15 protein-coding genes and 3 tRNA genes are annotated in these 17,727 nt (G+C 73.6%); 7 read left to right on the top strand and 11 right to left on the bottom strand.

The window, feature by feature from the left end; translation table 11 throughout:
- Window positions 1-40 precede the first annotated feature (40 nt).
- Window positions 41-988, top strand: a complete 948-nt coding sequence (locus ACFTWP_RS09825; RefSeq protein WP_380263788.1) for a phosphorothioated DNA-binding restriction endonuclease — start codon at window positions 41-43, stop codon at window positions 986-988.
- A gap of 15 nt (window positions 989-1,003) precedes the next feature.
- Here the strand turns inward: ACFTWP_RS09825 and ACFTWP_RS09820 are convergent, their stop codons facing one another.
- From ACFTWP_RS09820 to ACFTWP_RS09810, 3 genes are all read right to left on the bottom strand, one after another.
- The gene (locus tag ACFTWP_RS09820; RefSeq protein WP_380263787.1) at window positions 1,004-1,450 is read right to left on the bottom strand and encodes an RICIN domain-containing protein; all 447 of its coding nucleotides are present in this window, start codon (window positions 1,448-1,450) and stop codon (window positions 1,004-1,006) included.
- A gap of 63 nt (window positions 1,451-1,513) precedes the next feature.
- Window positions 1,514-2,749 (bottom strand): low temperature requirement protein A, encoded by a 1,236-nt coding sequence (locus ACFTWP_RS09815; protein WP_380263786.1) that lies wholly within the window; start codon window positions 2,747-2,749, stop codon window positions 1,514-1,516.
- Between the two features lie 123 nt (window positions 2,750-2,872).
- Window positions 2,873-4,120, bottom strand: coding sequence for an SLC13 family permease (locus tag ACFTWP_RS09810; protein WP_380263784.1), 1,248 nt, complete (start codon window positions 4,118-4,120; stop codon window positions 2,873-2,875).
- A gap of 191 nt (window positions 4,121-4,311) precedes the next feature.
- Between ACFTWP_RS09810 and ACFTWP_RS09805 the strand changes: the two genes are divergently transcribed.
- Entirely contained in the window at window positions 4,312-4,611 is a 300-nt protein-coding gene (locus ACFTWP_RS09805; RefSeq protein WP_380263893.1) for a hypothetical protein, read from the top strand.
- 86 nt (window positions 4,612-4,697) lie between these two features.
- Here ACFTWP_RS09805 and ACFTWP_RS09800 read toward each other — a convergent pair whose 3' ends face one another.
- The 6 genes from ACFTWP_RS09800 to crcB (ACFTWP_RS09775) form a co-directional block, all read right to left on the bottom strand.
- Entirely contained in the window at window positions 4,698-5,525 is an 828-nt protein-coding gene (locus tag ACFTWP_RS09800) for a TIGR02452 family protein (RefSeq protein ID WP_380263782.1), read from the bottom strand.
- A 177-nt stretch (window positions 5,526-5,702) separates the two neighbouring features.
- Window positions 5,703-7,856, bottom strand: coding sequence for a DEAD/DEAH box helicase (locus ACFTWP_RS09795; RefSeq protein WP_380263780.1), 2,154 nt, complete (start codon window positions 7,854-7,856; stop codon window positions 5,703-5,705).
- Between the two features lie 194 nt (window positions 7,857-8,050).
- A complete protein-coding gene (locus ACFTWP_RS09790) occupies window positions 8,051-8,794 on the bottom strand; it encodes a hypothetical protein (RefSeq protein WP_380263779.1) in 744 nt (247 codons plus the stop codon).
- A 270-nt stretch (window positions 8,795-9,064) separates the two neighbouring features.
- Window positions 9,065-9,439, bottom strand: coding sequence for a fluoride efflux transporter CrcB (gene crcB, locus ACFTWP_RS09785; RefSeq protein WP_380263777.1), 375 nt, complete (start codon window positions 9,437-9,439; stop codon window positions 9,065-9,067).
- Window positions 9,436-9,810, bottom strand: a complete 375-nt coding sequence (locus tag ACFTWP_RS09780; RefSeq protein WP_380263891.1) for a DUF190 domain-containing protein — start codon at window positions 9,808-9,810, stop codon at window positions 9,436-9,438. The genes crcB (ACFTWP_RS09785) and ACFTWP_RS09780 overlap by 4 nt, the downstream gene beginning before the upstream one ends.
- An 86-nt stretch (window positions 9,811-9,896) precedes the next feature.
- Window positions 9,897-10,421: a fluoride efflux transporter CrcB gene (crcB, locus tag ACFTWP_RS09775; RefSeq protein WP_380263775.1), complete on the bottom strand. Its 525-nt coding sequence runs from the start codon at window positions 10,419-10,421 to the stop codon at window positions 9,897-9,899.
- Between the two features lie 69 nt (window positions 10,422-10,490).
- Between crcB (ACFTWP_RS09775) and ACFTWP_RS09770 the strand changes: the two genes are divergently transcribed.
- The 4 genes from ACFTWP_RS09770 (at window position 10,491) to ACFTWP_RS09755 (ending at window position 11,289) form a co-directional block, all read left to right on the top strand.
- On the top strand, window positions 10,491-10,832 hold the full coding sequence (locus tag ACFTWP_RS09770) for a metallopeptidase family protein (protein ID WP_380263774.1): 342 nt from the start codon (window positions 10,491-10,493) through the stop codon (window positions 10,830-10,832).
- Window positions 10,833-10,983: 151 nt separating this feature from the next.
- Window positions 10,984-11,056 (top strand) — tRNA-Glu (locus tag ACFTWP_RS09765).
- A 58-nt stretch (window positions 11,057-11,114) separates the two neighbouring features.
- Window positions 11,115-11,188, top strand: a tRNA-Asp gene (locus ACFTWP_RS09760).
- A gap of 27 nt (window positions 11,189-11,215) precedes the next feature.
- Window positions 11,216-11,289: transfer RNA gene (locus ACFTWP_RS09755), tRNA-Phe, on the top strand.
- A gap of 112 nt (window positions 11,290-11,401) precedes the next feature.
- Here ACFTWP_RS09755 and fxsT (ACFTWP_RS09750) read toward each other — a convergent pair.
- Window positions 11,402-14,080 (bottom strand): FxSxx-COOH system tetratricopeptide repeat protein, encoded by a 2,679-nt coding sequence (fxsT, locus tag ACFTWP_RS09750; RefSeq protein ID WP_380263772.1) that lies wholly within the window; start codon window positions 14,078-14,080, stop codon window positions 11,402-11,404.
- A gap of 311 nt (window positions 14,081-14,391) precedes the next feature.
- Here fxsT (ACFTWP_RS09750) and ACFTWP_RS09745 point away from each other — a divergent pair, with 311 nt between their 5' ends.
- A complete protein-coding gene (locus ACFTWP_RS09745; RefSeq protein ID WP_380263770.1) occupies window positions 14,392-14,697 on the top strand; it encodes a hypothetical protein in 306 nt (101 codons plus the stop codon).
- A 128-nt stretch (window positions 14,698-14,825) separates the two neighbouring features.
- On the opposite strand, the gene fxsT (ACFTWP_RS09740) is transcribed toward ACFTWP_RS09745, so the two are convergent.
- Entirely contained in the window at window positions 14,826-17,708 is a 2,883-nt protein-coding gene (gene fxsT / locus ACFTWP_RS09740) for an FxSxx-COOH system tetratricopeptide repeat protein (protein WP_380263768.1), read from the bottom strand.
- Window positions 17,709-17,727 lie beyond the last annotated feature (19 nt).

The raw sequence follows: 17,727 nt of genomic DNA, 5'->3' as shown, positions 1-17,727 counted from the left end.
GCCCGGGCGACCGGACCGGCGGTGTGGCACCCTGGCGGGCGTGAAGCGAAGCGACCTGCTCGACACGCTGGCCGGGATCCGCCAGGCCACCGTCGGGGGCCGCCGGGCTCCCCACAAGCCCCTGCTCCTGCTCTGGCTGTTCGGGCTGCACGCCCGGACCGGCTCCAGCGAGGTCGCCTACCCGGACGCGGAGGCACCCGTCAGCGCCCTGATCAACGACTACGGCCCGCCGATGCGCGATCCCCGGGCGGCGGGCCGCCGGGCCGCCATGCCCTTCGTCCACCTGGAGCGCTCGCTGTGGACGCTGCGCGACGCGGACGGCACGCCCCTCGACACCGGCTTCCGCGACGACGCCGCCGCCCTGCGCGGCGCCGGGGCCGTCGGGCGCCTGCGCCCCGAGGTCGAACGGCTGCTCGCGCAGGACCCGGCGGCGCGGGCGGACGCCGTCCGCCTGCTCCTCGACCGCCACTTCACGCCCACGCTGGAGGCGGCGATCTGCGACCGGGCCGGACTGGGCCCGCCGCCCGCGGACCGGCCCGGCCTCCCGGAGGACCGCGGGACACCGGAGTTCCGGTACACCAGGCGCCGGGTCCGCAGTCCCGCCTTCGCCGAGACCGTCCTCCGCGCCTTCGCCCACACCTGCGCCATGTGCGGCTACGACGGCGCCCTCGACGGCCGGCCCGTGGGCGTCGAGGCCGCGCACATCCGCTGGCACAGCCAGGGCGGCCCGGACGACCTCGACAACGCCCTCGCGCTCTGCTCGCTCCACCACGCGCTGTTCGACTTCGGCGTCCTGGGCGTCACCGCGGACCGCGCCGTCCGCGTCTCGCCGCTCTACCGGGCCTCCAGCCCCGCGGGCCGGGCCGTGACCGCGCTGCAGGACCGGCCCGTGGCACTGCCCGGGCCGCGGCTCACCCCCGGCTCGTACGACTTCCTGCACTGGCACGACCGGCAGGTGTTCAAGCACGCCCGGCCCGCGGCGCACTGAGGCCGACCGCGCCGGTCAGCCCTTCTCCAGCCGCCACCACTGCGCCGGGCTGTCGGTGTCCTCCCACTGGCGCACGGCCGTCCCGGGGGCCGTGCCGGCGTCGGCGGCTTCGAGGGCCTTGCCGCTGACGAAGCTGGTGAGGGTGAAGGTGCCGGGCGCCTCGACGTGCTGTTCGAGCAGCCACTCCTGGGCGCCGAAGGCGTTGGCGGACCACTGCTGGACGAGGGTGCCGTTCTCGGTGGAGGCGCCCGTGACGTCGAGGCGCTTGCCGCTGGCCGCGTTCTCGAAGTGGTAGAGGGCGCCGCCGGGGTGGACGGCGGTGAGCCGCCAGAGCTGGGCGGGGGTGCCGGCGTCCGCCGCGAGCCGGGCCTTGGCCCCACTGCGGTTGCTGCCGTCGGTGATCTCCAGCAGGAGCCCGCTGGCGACGTTGCGTACGCGGTACAGGCCGTCCTCGATGCTCACGCCGGCACACTCCCCATGCTGGTCCCCTGCCGTCGGCGCCGATCCGCGCCTGCGGCCAGTCTGTCACCGCGCTCGGACAGTCCACTCCTCGTAGCCGAGGGCGGCGGCGAGCACGGCGGCCGTGGCGGCGACCTGGGCGAGGGCGGAGACGCCCGTACCCAGCGGGACGGTGACCGCGAGGCAGGCCGCGGCGACGAGGCGGGGCAGCAGCGGGGTGAGCGCGAAGGTCCGACGGACGGCGGCGTTGGCGGCCAGGAACAGCGCGACCCCGGCCGCGAGGGCGAGGGCCTGGCCGGTCGTCACGGGAGCCCCCGGACGGGCCACCGCCGACTTGACGCCCGCCGCGAAGAGGAGGACCCCGAGCAGCAGGCCGTAGTGGCCCAGGTTGTAGACGCTGACGGCGAGCCGGTTGCGGTGGGCGTCGGACAGGGCCGCCATGTGGTGCTCGGCCCGGGTGTCGTCGTCGCGGCCGAAGTAGGCCCACCAGAGGGCGACGCAGACGGCCAGGGTGAGCAGGGCGGTGGCGATCAGCGGGGCGGAGAGCTCCGCGTCGCCGGCTCCGACGCCGATGGCGATCACGGACTCGCCGAAGGCGATGATGACGATCAGGCCGTGGCGTTCGACGAAGTGGTCGGCCCGGAGCTGGAACTGCGGCAGGTCGACCAGCCGGGGGATCGCGAACTGGAGCGCGAAGGCCGCCGCCCAGAAGGCCAGCTGGACGCTCCCGGAGAGGTAGCCGCCGGTCACCACGAGGCCGGTGTTCACCAGGTTGAGGGCGCCCATCCGCAGCACCGAGGTGACCGCGACCCCGGCCGCCGCGAACATGCCGGTGTGGACGGCGACGATCACCAGGTACGCCCAGCCGAAGGCGACGCCGCTGCCCTCGAAGGCGTGCGGCACGGCCAGCGACACCACCAGGAAGGCCGCCATGCCCAGCAGCAGCATCCCCCGGCGTCCGTGGGTGGAGGGCGGCATGGCGTTGGTCAGCCAGATGAAGGCGTCGTACATCCACCAGATCACCGCCAGCATCACCAGTACCTGCAGCAGCCCGCCGACCGTGAGGTGGTGGGCGAGGCTGCCGGTGAGCTGGGTGATGGTGAAGACGAAGACGAGGTCGAAGAACAGCTCCAACGGGCTGACGCGCAGGGCCGGTTCCTGCGCCCCCTGCGGCGCGGCGGCCGCCGGGCCGTCCGCCTCGGTGGCCGTGCCGGCCCGGGCGGTACCGGCGGGGTCAGGGGCTCCGCCGGCTTCGGGCGCTGCGCGTCCCGGGGCTGCGGGTTCGGGGAGGAGAGCGGTCACGGCGCAGAGTATGGACGCTCGACCGCACCGGGGTCGGCGGTTTCGGTCATCCTCCGCCAAGAGCGAACGACAGGGGCCACCGGTCCGTCCGTCGGCGGGTGGCACCGGAGGCCCGCCCCGGCGTCAGCTGCCCACCAGACCCAGCATGCCCCAGACCGCGACCGTCCCCGCGACCACCGTGAGCGGGACGACGATCACCCCGAGCCGGGTGAACACCCGCAGGTTCACCGGCTCGGGCAGCAGCCCCCGCCACAACAGGGTGGCCAGTGACCCGACGTACGTCAGGTTGGGGCCGAGGTTGACCCCGACCAGGACGGCCAGCACCGGCCCCGGCCCGCCCGCCGCGGCCAGCGGGAGCAGGGCCAGCGTCGCGGGCAGGTTGTTGATCAGGTTGGCCAGTACGGCGGCGATCCCGGCCACGGCGAGCAGTTCGGGCAGCCCGCTGCCGTCGGGGAGCAGCCGGCCCAGGGCGTCGCCCAGGCCGTTGTCGACCACCGCCTTGACCACCACCCCCAACGCGAGGACGAAGAGGCAGAAGAAGACCCCGGCCGCACCCGCCAGTTCACGGACGGTGGCCTCGCCGCGCCGAAGCGCCCGGGCACCCAGCACCAGCGTCCCGCCCAGGGCCGCCCAGGCCGGATTGACCCCGGCCAGCGAGGTGACGGCGAAACCGAGCAGGGTCAGGGCGAGCACGACCAGGGCGAACAGCGGCACCGCCACCGGGCCGCGCGGGGGCGGCAGCGGCGCCCCGGCCGCCAGATCGGCCCGGAAGAAGAGCCGGAACACCACGAACTCGATCCCGATCACCAGCAGCCAGGCGGGCCCCATCAGCACCGCGAAGCGGGTGAAGGTCAGCCCGCTGGCGGTGAACGCCAGCAGGTTGGTCAGGTTGGAGACCGGCAGCAGCAGCGAGGCCGAGTTGGCCAGGTGCGCGCAGGCGTAGGCGTGCGGGCGGGCCCGGGCACCGAGCCGGGCGGTGGTGGCGAGCACCACCGGGGTGAGCAGCACCACCGTGGCGTCCAGGCTGAGGACGGCCGTGACCAGTGCCGCCACCCCGAAGACGCCGCCGAGCAGCCGCCCGGGCCGCCCGTGGCAGACCTTGGCGACCAGCTGCCCGGCGGCCTCGAACAGGCCTTCGTCGGCGCAGAGTTTGGCGAGCACCAGGATGGCCGCGAGGAAGCCGACGACCGGCAGGAGTTCACGGGTCTGGGTCCAGGCGTCGGCGGGGCCGACCGCCCCCACGGCGAGCAGCAAACCGGCCGCCGGCAGCGCGGCGACCGCCTCCGGCCAGCCGCGCGGCCGTAGGACGGCGAAGGCCAGTACCACGACCAGCAGGGCTACGGAGAGGACTTCGGCGGCGGCGGTACTCACCGCCCGATCATGGCACGGCTCCCCTGAGCGCCTCGGGCACGGGTGCGGGTGGCCGTGAAGCCGACCGGGACGGGTGCGGGTGGTCGTGGACCGACCGGGACGGGTGCGGGCACCGCCGGTCGCCGGGTTAGGGTCGGAGGATCCGGCCGCCGTCCCCGGGCGGCCCGCGACCCGGTTCCCTGGAGTGGATGATGGCCAAGATCCCCACCGCACTCGTCGCCGCGACCGGCCTGCTCGGCGGCTACGGTACGGCCCGTTGGAGCGGCCGGCGCGAGCTGGGCGGGGTCGTCCTCGCCGCGGCCGGGGCGACCGCCGCCGTCGGGTGGAACCGGCAGGCCGGCACGGGCGCCGCGGTGGCACTGACCGGCCTGTACCTGGCGGCCTTCGGCGGCTCGCACCCGCTGGCGAAGAAGATCGGCGCGTGGCCGGCCGTCCTCACCGTCACGGGTGTGGTGGCCGCCGCCTCGACCGCGGTGACGGCCCGCCGGTAACGCCGCGTCGGCGGGGCCCGCCGGGCCCGGTGGCAGTGCACGAAGGCCGCTCGCCGGTGATCGGCGTGGCCGCCGTGCGCCCGCGCTCAGCCGACCGCCGTGCCGAACCTGGCCTCGAAGGCCGCGCGGTTCGGCGAGACGGGGGTGCGGTCCCAGACCGCGAACACCACCCGGTCGAAGGCGGCTCCGTACTCGGCCAGCCCCGCCTCGAAGGCCTCCGCCACCTGCGCCGGATCGTTGCGGAACACCCCGCAGCCCCACGCCCCGAGGACCAGCTCCCGGACACCGTGCCGGGCGGCCACCGCGAGCACCCGCAGGGCCCGCTCGGCCAGCACGCCGCGCACGTCGGTACCGGCCGAACGCAGCTCCAGCTGGCCCGCGTTGGGCGCCGGAGAGGTCAGGAAGTCGACCTGGTAGGGCTGTCCGAGGAGGGCGCCGTCGTCGCCCCGGAGCACCGGCACGGCGGGCGAGAAGATCACCCGGTGGCTGTAGCGGAGGTCGCTCGACGCCCGGTGCGCCTCGTAGTAGTCGGGCGCCTCCAGCAGGCAGGTGTACAGCAGCGCGCTGCGGCAGACGTCCTCCTCCTGGGCCTTGGCGCCCCGCAGGTAGCCGCCGCCCGGGTTGCGCGCGGACGCGAAGTTGAGCACCCCGACCCGGCTCCCGCCGGCCGCCACCAGCCGCCGGGCGGCCTGCATGCTGCCCTCCGCCGTCACCTCGACCGCCTCGGCCCCTGTCCCCGGTGCCCGCTCGGCCACCAGGGCGGCCAGGGCCTGCGGGGAGTAGGAGACGGTGCCGGCCCGGGCCGCGGCCAGCCCCTCCCGCAGGTCGACCGGCTCGCCACCGGCCGCCCGGTAGCTCCCCCGCTCGGCGATCTGCTCGTTCACCACGGCCACTTGGTGCAGTCTGCTGCTCATGTCCGGAACGGTAGGCGAGCCGGCCCGCCCAGCGCCACCGGTTATTCTCACCTCAAGAACAACGGGCCGGACGCCGGGCGCCGGAGCCCGCGGGCCACAACGCCGACGGGCCCGCCCCACCGAAGTGGAGCGGGCCCGTGGCCTGGTACTACGCCGGCCCGGGGGGCCTAGCGGGCGTCAGTTCTTCCAACGCGGCTTGCGGTCGCCGCCGTTGAAGCTGCCGCCGCGGTCGTCACGGTTGAAGCCACCGGAGCGGCCGCCGCGGTCGTCGCGGTTGAAGCCGCCGCCGGTGCCCTGCGGGCGGCCACCGGAGCGGTGGTCGTCCCGACGGGAGAACGGACGGCTGCTGCTGCCGCGCTCGTCACGGTCGCCGAACGGGCGGGCCGGACGGTCGCCGAAGGAGCGGGCCGGACGGTCGTCACGGTTGAAGCCACCGGAACGGGCCGGACGGTCGTCACGGTTGAAACCGGAGCCACCGCCGCGGTTGTCACGGTCGCCGAAGGAGCGGGCCGGACGGTCGTCACGGTTGAAGCCACCGGAACGGGCCGGACGGTCGTCACGGTTGAAGCCGCCGGAGCGGCCGCCGCGGTCGTCACGGTCACGGTTGAAGCCGCCGGAGCGGCCGCCGCGGTCGTCACGGTCACGGTTGAAGCTGCCCGAACCGCGGCTGTCGCGGCTGTCGCGGTCGCCGTAGGAGGGACGCTCGGTGCGGGCCTCGCGGTAGGCGGGGACGCGCTCCTCCTCGACCGCCGCCGGGGCGACGGTCTCGGTGCCGGCCTCGGCCGCGGCGTCCTCGGTGACGGCGGCCGGGGCCTCGTCCTCGATGCCCAGCTCGGCCCGCTCGCGCGCCGCGCGGGCGGCGAGGCGGTCGGCCTCCTCGCGCAGCTCGGTGGCGCGGCGCTGCGCGCGCTCCAGCTGGCGGGTCATGTCGGCGAGCTCGCGCTCGGCGGCACCGGCGATGCCGGCCGCGCTCTCGGCCTGGACCTCGACGAGCGAGCGGGCGCCGGTGATCCGGGCCACCTCGGCGTCGAAGGCGTGGTCGAGGATGTGGCGGCTGGCGTCGACGCCGGCGTCCTCCATCAGGCGGAACACGCCGCGGCGCTGGTGCGGCAGCACCAGGGTGACGACGGCGCCGGAGCGGCCGGCGCGGGCGGTGCGGCCCGAGCGGTGCAGGTAGTCCTTGTGGTCGCCGGCCGGGTCGACGTTGAGCACCAGGTCGATGTCGTCCACGTGGATGCCACGGGCGGCGACGTCGGTGGCGACGACGACGTTGAGGTAGCCGTCCTTGAAGTCGCCCAGCACCCGGGTACGGGCGCCCTGGGTCATCCCGCCGTGCAGCGCGTCGGCCTTCACGCCGGCCTCGATCAGCTGCTCGGCGACGCGGTCGGCGCCCATCTGGGTGCGGACGAAGATGATCGTCCGGCCCTTGCGGGCGGCGATGGCGTTGGTGATCGGCGCCTTGTCCTTGGGCTTCACCACGAGGATGTGGTGGCTCATGGTGGTGACCGCGCCCTGGGCCGCGTCGACCTCGTGGGTGACCGGGTTCTTCAGGTAGCGCTTGACCAGGCTGTCGATCTCGTTCTCGAGCGTCGCCGAGAAGAGCAGGCTCTGGCCGCCGGACGGCACCTTGTCGAGGATCTCGGTGACCTCGGGCAGGAAGCCCATGTCGGCCATCTGGTCGGCCTCGTCCAGGACGGTGACCATGACCTCGTCGAGCTTGGCGGTGTTGCGGTTGATCAGGTCGCGCAGCCGGCCGGGGGTGGCGACGAGGACGTCGACACCGCGCTCCAGCGCGTAGATCTGGTTCGACATCGAGGTGCCGCCGCAGACGACCTTGAGCTTGAGGCCGAGCACCGAGCCGAAGGGCTCCAGCGCGTCGGCGACCTGCATGGCCAGCTCGCGGGTCGGGACCAGGATCAGGCCGCGGGGGTGCTTCGGCTTGGTACGGCCCTCGGCGCCGGCGATCCGGGTGAGCAGCGGGAGGCCGAAGCTCAGGGTCTTGCCGGAGCCGGTGCGGCCACGGCCCAGCACGTCCTTGCCGGCCAGCGCGTCCGGGATGGTCGCGGCCTGGATCGGGAACGGGGTGGTGACGCCGCGCTTGGAGAGGGCGCGCACCACGTCGTCGTGCAGACCGAGGTCGCCGAACGTGACGGTGGCCTCGGCGGGCTCGACGTCGTCGGCCTCATCGGCCTCGTCGGCGTCGACGCCGTCGATCTCGTCGGTGAAGTCGTCGAGACCGGTCAGCTCGGTGAGCTCGGTCTCGGAGGGGGAAACATCGGCGGCGGACTCGCTCGCGGGCATGGCGAAGCGGGCGTCGTCAACGAGAGACATGCAAAACCTTCCGGAAGTGGCACGCGCCTAAGTCCGGGGTTCTGGTCTCAACCGCCTCTATGCGGTCAGCCACGGATCGCCGGAACGCGCCAAGGGCGCCAGATGGGAATAGGGCGCCAAGCAAATGGTTCAAAGTAACGATCTACTACCATAGACGAACCTGGGGATCATAGGCAAATGCCCTGGCCAGATCGCTAATGGCCGCTCGTCCCCTGGGTCTGCGCCGACGATCCCGAACTGCTGGGCGAGGGCTGCGGGGCGGCGGTGGCCGTCGGGGCGGGCGAGCTGTGATCGGGGGCGGGCGACGGCTGCGGCGGAGCGCTGGGGCCCGCCGCCGGACTGCCCGCCTGCCCGCCACCGGCACCGCCCGCCGCGCCGCCACCGGCACCGCCGCCGGCCGTGGGCGCCGGCGAGAGACCGCCGCCGGCTCCGGGCGTGGCCACCGGGCCGGTCTGCTCCGGCTCCCCCGGCCCGGCCCCCGGCACCGCGACCACGCCCGCCACCGCCGCACCCGGCGGAGCCGCCGCCGGCTCGCCCGGCACCGCGGCCGGGGGCGACATCGTCGCGTCGCCCGCCACCACCGCCGGACGCTCGCTGTGCCCCGTGCCGGCGTGGTTGCCGCCGGCCGCACCGGCCGCCGCTCCGCTCCTGCCCGCCGTACCGACCGAACCGACCGGCAGTGAGCCGCCCTGCCGGTCCGAACTCGGGCCGACCGACATGCAGCCCGTCAGCCCCAGGCCGGCCACCGCCAGCACCGCCGCCGCCCGCGCGGCACCCGCCCGCACCGCGCGGGCCCGCGGCGCGGCCACCCGCGCCGCCAGCACCCGCGCCGGGAACACCGGGAGCACCCCCGCACCCGGAACCGCGGGCGCCCGGCCCGGACCGGCCTCCACGTCACGAACCGCCTGGACCGACCCCATCGAACGAACCGCAGTCACCGAGCTCCCTCTCCTGCCGGCCCGGCCGCCCGCTGCGCACGGCCGTTTCCGGTGCCCAACGCGCCCCGGCCGACGGGGACACGGGCACCCGGCCACGAAGGTCGCGAGGGCATCCGCTCGGCGCAACCCCGCCGGGCCGCCCCGCCGTGGGTTCGGGTGCGACCCAGCCCCGGACGGCCGGAGCCCCGCCGGTGAACGGGCCGCCGGCGGCGCGGACGGGCCGGCGGTGTACGCGCGGACGGCCCGCCGGGGTGGCGGACGGGCCGGGCGCTAACCCCAGACGGCGTGCGCCAGCCCCGTCCCCGCGTACACCGCCGCCAGGCCGGCCGCGATGCTCCCCGCCACGTTGGCCAGCGCGTACCGCCGCACGCCGGTCCCGGCCAGCCGCAGCGTCTCGTACGAGAAGGTCGAGTAGGTGGTGAGCGCACCGCAGAACCCGGTGCCGAGCAGGAGTTGCAGGTGCGAGGAGGCCGCCCCGGCCGCCGCGGCGCCGGTCAGCAGCCCCAGCACCAGACACCCGGTGACGTTCACCACGAAGGTGCCCCAGGGGAACACCGAGTCGTGCCGCGCCTGGACGGCCCGGTCCGTCAGGTAGCGCAGCGGCGCGCCGACCACCGCCCCCGCCACCACCAGCAACCAGTTCATCGGCGCTCCTCCCCAGGTCCGTTCGGCGCGCCGCCGGCCCGGCGCCCGGGCCGGAGCACCTCGCAGCGCTCCAGGGTCACCAGCCCGGCCGGGGCCAGTTCGTCGAGCTCGGGCAGGAACGCCCGCACCCGCTCCTCGGTGTCCACCAGCACCACGGCCACCGGCAGGTCCTCGCCGAGGGACAGCAACCGCGAGGTGTGGATCACCGAGGAGGCGCCGAACCCCTCGATCCCCCGGAAGACGCTCGCCCCGGCCAGGCCCGCGGCGTGCGCCCGGTGCACGATCTCGCTGTACAGCGGCCGGTGGTGCCAGGTGTCGTACTCGCCGACGACGACGGTCAGCCGCAGCGCCGCACCCTCGGGCCCGTCCACCCCGTTCCGGCCGTCCGGGCCGTTCACCCCGTTCAGCCCGTTCGGGTCGTTCACCCCGTTCAGCCCGTTCGGGTCGTTCGGGCCGTTCACCCCGCGCCCCCGGACTCCGGACCGCCACGACCGGACCGCCCGCGGCGACCGACGGCCGGGCGGCGGATCAGCCACCGGGTGAGACCGGCCGCCGCCCAGACGGCGGCCAGCGCCGCGAACAGCGTCAGGCCCAGATAGGCCAGCCCCGCCCCGGGCCGGCCCTCCGCCAGCAGCCGGTGGACGTCCACCGCGTAGGTCGAGAAGGTGGTGAACCCGCCCAGCACACCGGTGCCGAAGAACGGGCGGACCAGCGGATGCACCGGCCGGCCCTCCGTCACCGCCACCAGGAAGACCCCGATCACCGCGCAGCCGGCCACGTTCACCAGCAGCGTCGTCCAGGGGAACTCCTCCGCCCCGCCGGTCGGCCACCACAGCCCCGCCGCGTACCGCGCGGACGCCCCGAGGGCCCCGCCCGCCGCGACCACGCCCACCGCCGGCCAGTGGCCGCGCAGCAGCGGCGGTCGTCGCACCGCGTCCCGCCCGCCCGCGGCCGCCCGCCGCAAGGTCCGCTCCGAACTCATGACCCCATGAAACACCTGCGCCGATCTCCTGGCACCGCGTCACCCCAGAGCCGACAATGAACCGTGGAGATGACCCGGGAAGACTTCGAACTGCTCGTGAGCGACGCCCTCGACCAGATCCCCCCGAAGCTCGCGGCCATGATGGACAACGTCGCCGTCTTCGTCGAGGACGAGCCCGACCCCACCGCCCCGGACCTCCTCGGCCTCTACGAGGGCACCCCCCTCACCGAGCGCGGCGAGTGGTACGCCGGCGTCCTGCCCGACCGGATCACGGTCTACGTGGGCCCGACCCTGCGGCAGTGCGAGACCCGCGAGGACGTGGTCGCCGAGGTCCGCACCACGGTGATCCACGAGGTCGCCCACCACTTCGGCTTCGACGACCACGAGCTGGACGAACTCGGCTGGTCGTGACCCCCGCCCGGCCCCCCGCCGACCCGCCGCCGGGGGCTCCCGGACCCGCGCCACGCCTGCCGGACGAAACCGTTTTGGCGATCCGCCCGGCATCCCATATGCTTCTCGACGTCCCCGAACGCTGGAAACTTCAGAACCGGACAGGCCGCAAGCCCTCATCGTCTAGTGGCCCAGGACGCCGCCCTTTCAAGGCGGTAGCACGGGTTCGAATCCCGTTGGGGGCACGTAGTACCGTAGTGAAGTCGGCATCGCAAGATGCCGAAGCGGATAGGATCCGCACGAGGTCCTGTGGAGCAGTTGGTTAGCTCGCCACCCTGTCAAGGTGGAGGTCGCGGGTTCAAGTCCCGTCAGGATCGCTCGTCCCGCAAGGGACGGTGCAGTACGGCCAGGTAGCTCAGTTGGTACGAGCGTCCGCCTGAAAAGCGGAAGGTCGCCGGTTCGACCCCGGCCCTGGCCACAGCTGCTGAACAGCACGAAGGCCCCACCGAGTCCGCTCGGTGGGGCCTTCTACGTGCCGCGTCCGCCGGTGAGGTCACCGGCCCGGATCTCGCGGTGACCCTGCCGGGCGGTCAGAACTGGCGGCGCTTCCCGGGCCGCTGCTGCCCGGGTTTGCCGAGAGCCCTCCTGAGCTTCTGGGCCTCGTACTGTCGCCCCACGGCGGTCAGCACCGAGGTGAGGTCCTCCGTGAACCTGACGGTGTCGGGGTGATCGTTCCCGAGCACGCGGAGGCTTCGGCTGCGGGTGTCCTTGAGAAGGCCGATCGCCTTCTCGTGGTTTCGGAGGGCGTACAGGGTCACGGCGAGGCTGTGGGCGGAGCGGAGGGTGTCCGGGTGGTCGTCGCCGAGGACGAGGCGACGGCGCTCCAGGACGTCCTGCTTCATCGGAAGCGCTTCGTCGAAGCGGCCCAGCGCGTGCAGGGTCACGGCGAGGCCGTGGGCGGAGTCGAGAGTCTGAGGGTGATCGTCGCCCAGGAGGAGCCGACGGCGCTCCAGGACGTCCTGCTTCATCGGAAGCGCTTCGTCGAAGCGGCCCAGCGCGTCCATGGCCACGGCGAGGCTGTGGGCGGAGTCGAGGGTCTGAGGGTGATCGTCGCCCAGGAGGAGCCGACGGCGCCCCAGGACGTCCGTGTCGACGGGGAGCGCCTCGTCATAGCGGCCCAGCGCGTGCAGCGCCACGGCGAGGCTGTAGGCGGAGTCGAGGGTCTGGGGGTGGTCGTCGCCGAGGACGAGACGGCGGCGCCCCAGGACGTCCTCGACCATCGGGAGCGCCTCGGTGTGCCGGCCCAGGTTGCTCAGGGTCGCGGCGAGGTCGTGGGCGGAGCGGAGGGTGTCGGGGTGGTCCTCGCCGAGGATGAGCCGACGACGCTCCAGGACGTCCTCGACCATCGGGAGCGCCTCGGCGTAGCGGCCCAGGTCGACGGTGGCGTGGGCCAGGTACTGGGCGCAGGTGAGGGTGTCCGGATCGTCCGCACCCGCGGCTTCGGCCCAGACCGGACGGAGTGCGCCGGTGAGTTGGTGGGCGGTTCGGGCCTGTCCGCTCCTCAGCAGGTAGAGGACGGCCTGGGTGAGGGATCGGCGCAGTTGCGGGTGGCCGGTGGTGATGTCCTGGCGATCGGTGAGGTGGGCGGTGAGGGCGGCCCAACGGGGCCAGAGCGTGGGGTTCTCCGGGTCCTCCGGGGTGGCGGCGGTGAGGACTGCGGCGACGTCGTGCTCCGCGGCGGCGGTGTCGGCCGGGCCGGTCTGGTCGCGGAGGATCGCCTGGGTGAGGCGGTGGATCTGGAAGGCCTCGTGGTCAACGCGGGCGAGGCCGTAGCGGGCGAGCGCCTGCAGGGCGGTCTGGGGCCACATGAAGTCGTCCGGGTCCACGGTGACGGTGGTCAGACGATCGCGGGCGGTCTCCAGCCAGGCGGTGGGGATGGGCTCGGGGCCGAAGAAGGCGCCCAGGCGCAGTACCGCGGCGGCCTCGGGGTGGTCGTTGGCCAGGCGGGTGGTGGCGATGTCCACCGTGGCGGCGAGCGGGGCCGGGTACCCCTGGGGAAGGCCGTTCCGCAGCAGACTCGCGGTTCTTTCGGTGAGCAACCGGCGGTAGCGGTCGGGGGTCATGCCCGTGGTGATCACGCCGGCGGCCTGGGCGAGGGCGAGCGGGAGATCGCCGAGGGCGTCCGCGAGGACCTCCGCGTGATCGCGGGCCAGACCGGGGGCGCGGGCGGTGAGGTAGGCCAGTGACTCGGCCCGGGTGAACACGCCGAGGTCGAGGCTGCGGACGCTCCCCGCCCAGTCGGGATTGCGGGAGGTGATGAGGACGTGGCCCGGCCCGCCGGGCAGCATCGACTCGAAGGCCTCGGGGTCCTCGGCGTTGTCGAGGATGATCAGCCAGCGGTCACGGGTGCGCAGGTGTTCCAGCAGGGTGCGCGCGTTGTGCTCGGCACCGGCGTCGGGCTTGGCCAGGCCCAGGCGGGTGGCCAGTTCGTTGTAGCGGACGGCGAGTTGGTCGGACTGCTCGGCGTCGATCCACCACACGATGTCGTACTGGCTGGCGAACCGGTGAGCGTACTCCAGGGCGATCTGGGTCTTGCCGATGCCACCGAGGCCGTGCAGCGCCTGCACCACGGCCTGCCGGCCTCCCAGCAGCCCGTCCCGCACCTGCCCGAGCTGTTCCTCGCGCCCGGTGAAGTGAGGATTGCGCCGCGCCACCCTCCACGCCTGCGGCATGCCGACGCTGCTGGGCAGTCGCGGCGTCCGGCCGTCGGTCGGGGAGCCCGCCACGGTCACCGCGCCGGACGCGGGGCCGCCCGGGAAACCGGGCGCGGTGAGCGGGACGGTGGGTCCGTTGACGGCCTCCAGCAGGGCCGCCCGCGCAGCGGACTCGTCCAGGCCGTGCAGGTCCTTGCGGAGGACGGCGGACACCATGTCAGGGATGTCCGCACTGGTGAGGGGCTCGATCGTGACGGGGACCAGCCGCTCCCGGTTCGCCACGACGGAGGTCCACTCCTCGCCGGTCCACCGCCCCGGAGCGAAGTAGTTGTTGGAGAACAGGGCGACCACCGCGTCGGCCTGCTCCAGGGCGGCGGTCATCCGCGTGACGAAGTTGTCCCCGGTGCGCCAGTCCCACACGTCCAGCTCGACCCGGTGCCCCCCGTCCCGCAGCTGCCAGGCCACCCACTCGGCCCACACCCGATCAGGTCCCGCGTAGCTCACGAAGACCGACCGCGCCCCTGCAACCATCCCCGCCCACTTCCCGACGATCACGCCGCCATCGCACTGCCCCAATCATTCTGCGCTTGCGTCGACGAGCGGCACGATTCGTGGAAATCGCAGTAACTCGGTCGGCGGATCAGGAGTTACCGCGGGCGCCGAGGAGCGGGGATGCGAATCCCGAACCTGCACGCGGGTCCGAGCCTCCGGCGCCTGGGGGGCGCGGCGACGAGGCGTCGGGCCGCCTGAACTCCGGCGGAGCGGCGGCCGGCGGGCTGCCCCGACCGCCGCCCCCGTACGGGCCGCACCGGCCCCGTCCCGGACTACGCTGAGATGCGGTCCGGCGCACCCAGGAGGCATCGCGCATGGACCCGGAGCACTTCGCACTCCTCGAAGAGGCCCGCAGGAGCCTGCCCGACGGGTTCAAGGTCGAGCTGTCGGGCGACACCATCGTCATGACGGTCAGCCCCTCCGGCATCCACCAGCGGAACCTTCTGATGGGGATCCCGCTGTACCTGCTGATCGACGCCCGGCAGAAGACCGTGACGCTCTTCAGCCGTCCCGACGGCACGAGGTACCACCGCCGCGAGGACATCGAGTTCGGGGAGACGCTGCACATCCCCGAGCCGTTCGACTTCGACCTGGTCACGACCGAACTGCTCCCGTACTGATCCACGCCGACGCACGACGGGACGTCGGCTTCGAGCCTACGGCGACGCCGGTGGGCGGTGGCGATCCGAGGACGAGCAGCAGCGGAGACGGCTCCACGACCGGCGCCGCGGCGTGAAACCGTCCTCGGTCAGCGCTTCTTGCGGCCACGCTTCTTCTGTTTCTGCGACCCCAGCACGCGCTGCGCCTCGTAGTGCCTTCCCGCCTTGATCAGTGCGCCGGCGAGGCTTTGGGCAGCTTTCACGGTGTCAGGGTGCTTGTCACCGAGGATGCGTCGGCGACGGTTCAGAACATCTTCAAGAAGTCGGACCGCCCCTGCGTGATCCCGCAGGGTGATGAGCGTGATGGCGAGACTGTGGGCGGAATGGAGTGTGTCGAGGTGGTCGTCGCCCAGCGCACGGCGGCGCCGGGCGAGCGTGTCCTCGTCCATGCGGCGCGCCTCGGCAAACTTCCCGAAGTTGTGCAGGCTGATGGCGAGGCTGTGAGCGGAACTAAGAGTGTCGGGGTGGTCGTCGCCCAGCGCACGGCGGCGCCGGGAAAACGTGTCCTCCTTGATGCGGCGGGCCTCGACATGCTCACCCAGGTCCTTCAGGGTGATGGCGAGGCCGTGGGCGGATCTGAGTGTGTCGGGGTGGTCGTCGCCGAGGGCGCGGCGGCGGCGGGCGAGCGTGTCCTCGTTCATCCGGCGGGCCTCGGCATGCTCACCCAGGTTGTTCAGGGTCACGGCGAGGCTGTGGGCGGAATGGAGTGTCTCGGGATGGTCGTCGCCGAGGGCGCGGCGGCGCCGGGCAAGCGTGTCCTCGTTCATCCGGCGGGCCTCGACATGCTCACCCAGGTAGGTCAGGGTGGCGGCGAGGCTGTGGGCGGAATGGAGTGTCTCGGGATGGTCGTCGCCGAGGGCGCGGCGGCGCCGGGCAAGCGTGTCCTCGTTCATCCGGCGGGCCTCAACATGCTCACCCACGTTGTTCAGGGTGGCGGCGAAGCTGTTGGCGGATTGCAGGGTGTCGGGGTGGCCCTCACCCAGGACACGTCGGCGCCGGGCGAGCGTGTCCTCCTTGATGCGGTGCGCCTCGCTCTCCTCCCCGAGGTTGTTCAAGATCACGGATAGGTCATTGGCGGATTGCAGGGTGTCGGGGTGGTCGTCGCCCAGGACACGGCGGCGCCGAGCAAGCGTGTCCTCACCTACGCGGCGTGCCTCGGCAAGCTCGCCGACGTCATACGTGGCGTGGCCGAGGAACTGCGCAGCGGTGAGGGTGTCGGGGTGGTCCGGGCCGAGGTCGGTCTCCCACGCTTCGTGGAGTGTGGCGGCGAGGTCGCGGGCGGGGCGTGACTGGCCGCCTCTGATCAGGTAGTGGGTGGCGTCGAGGATGATCTGCCGCAGCGTCGGCTGCCCGGCCGGTTCGAGGTGGGGTGCGGTGAGGTGCGGTGTGAGGGCCGCCCAGTCGGGCCAGGTCTGCGGGTCCTGGGGGTCGCCGGGGTGGGCGGTGGCCAGGAGGGTGGTGGTGTCGGCCCGGATGGCTGCGGCTTGTTCGGGTGTGGTCTGGTCGCGGAGGACGGCTTGGGTGAGGCGGTGGATCTGGAAGCTTCGGTGGTCGATGCGGGCCAGGGCGCGGCGGGCCAGGGGTTGGAGGGCGGAGCGGGGCCACAGGAGGTCGTCGGGGTCGCCGAGGACGGTGGTCAGCTGTGGGCGGGCCTTCTCCAGCCAGGCGGTGGGGACGGGTTCGGGCCCTAGGAAGGCGCCCAGGCGTAGCAGGGCTTCGGCGTCGGGGTGGTGTTCGGCCAGGCGGTCGGTGGCGATGGTGACGCTGGCGGCGACGGAGAGCGGGTAGCCGGGGGCGTCGCCTTCCTTCAGGAGCCGTGCGGTGTTGGTGGTGAGGAGTCGGTGGTAGTTGTCCAGGGTGGTGCCGGTGCCGATGACGCCGGCTGCCTGGGCCAGTGCGAGGGGGAGGTCGCCGAGGTCGTGGGCGAGGCCGTCGGCCTGTTCGGGGGTGATGCCGGGGATGCGGGTGGTGAGGTAGGCCTGGGAGTCGCTGCGGGTGAAGACGTCCAGGCCGGTCTGGTGGGCGATGCCCGTCCAGTGCGGGTTGCGGGAGGTGATCAGGGTGTGGCCGGGGCCCTGGGGGAGCCATTCCTCGATCTGGCCGGGGGCTTCGGCGTTGTCGAGGACGATCAGCCAGCCGCCACGGCCGCTCAGGTGGTTCAGAAGAGTACGGGCGTTGTGTTCCGTTCCGGCGGCGGGCTTGGCGATGCCCAGGCGCTCGGCGAGTGCGGCGTAGCTGCTGGGGATCTGGTCGGCCTGCTCGGCGTCGATCCACCAGATGACGTCGTACTGGCCGGCGAAGCGGTGGGCGTACTCCAGGGCGAGTTGCGTCTTGCCGATCCCGCCCATCCCGTGCAGTGCCTGGACGACCGTCTGGTGCCCGTCGAGCAGTCCCTCGCGCAGCCGGATCATCTCGGCCTCGCGGCCGGCGAAGTCGGGGTTGCGCCGCCGCACGTTCCACGTTCCGGGCAGGCCGGTGCTGCCGGGAAGCCGTGGCTGGTCCGCGGTCGACCGGACGGCTTCCGTAGCCGGGGTGGTTCCGGGGAAGCCGACGGGGCCGCGAGGGCCGGCGGGGCCGTGGACGGCGTCGCGCAGGGCTGCGAGCGCGCCGGTCTCGTCCAGTCCGTGCAGTTCTCGGCGGAGCCGGGCGCTGAGGATGTCGGGGATCCTGCCGGTGGCGAGCGGGGCGATTTCCAGCGGAACGAGTCGGTTCTGGCTGGCGATCGTGGCGGTCCACTCGATCTGGGTCCAGCGCTCGGGGGCGAAGTAGGCGTCGGAGAACAGGGCGACGACCGCGTCCGCCCGCTCCAGGGCCTCGTTCATGCGCAGGATGAAGTCGTCCCCGGTGCGCCAGTTCCACCGGTCCAGCTCCACGCGGTGGCCGGCCTGCTTCAGCTGCCAACCGACCCACTCGGCCCACAGCCGGTCCGGCCCGGCGTAGCTGATGAAGAACTGCTGGGCGATGTCGGCCACCCTTGTCCCCTGCGTCTAG

This window comes from Kitasatospora sp. NPDC057015, assembly GCF_042673745.1.
In the GTDB taxonomy this organism is placed as follows: Bacteria; Actinomycetota; Actinomycetes; order Streptomycetales; family Streptomycetaceae; genus Kitasatospora.
This window is presented reverse-complemented; position numbering and strand designations above follow the sequence as displayed.

Bases quoted from the DNA above. Each gene is read 5' to 3' on its own strand.
- ACFTWP_RS09805 (WP_380263893.1), top strand. From the start codon at position 4,312: ATGGCCAAGATCCCCACCGCACTCGTCGCCGCGACCGGCCTGCTCGGC.
- ACFTWP_RS09745 (WP_380263770.1), top strand. From the start codon at position 14,392: ATGGACCCGGAGCACTTCGCACTCCTCGAAGAGGCCCGCAGGAGCCTG.
- ACFTWP_RS09795 (WP_380263780.1), bottom strand. From the start codon at position 7,856: ATGTCTCTCGTTGACGACGCCCGCTTCGCCATGCCCGCGAGCGAGTCC.
- ACFTWP_RS09770 (WP_380263774.1), top strand. From the start codon at position 10,491: ATGACCCGGGAAGACTTCGAACTGCTCGTGAGCGACGCCCTCGACCAG.
- crcB (WP_380263775.1), bottom strand. From the start codon at position 10,421: ATGAGTTCGGAGCGGACCTTGCGGCGGGCGGCCGCGGGCGGGCGGGAC.
- ACFTWP_RS09800 (WP_380263782.1), bottom strand. From the start codon at position 5,525: ATGAGCAGCAGACTGCACCAAGTGGCCGTGGTGAACGAGCAGATCGCC.
- crcB (WP_380263777.1), bottom strand. From the start codon at position 9,439: ATGAACTGGTTGCTGGTGGTGGCGGGGGCGGTGGTCGGCGCGCCGCTG.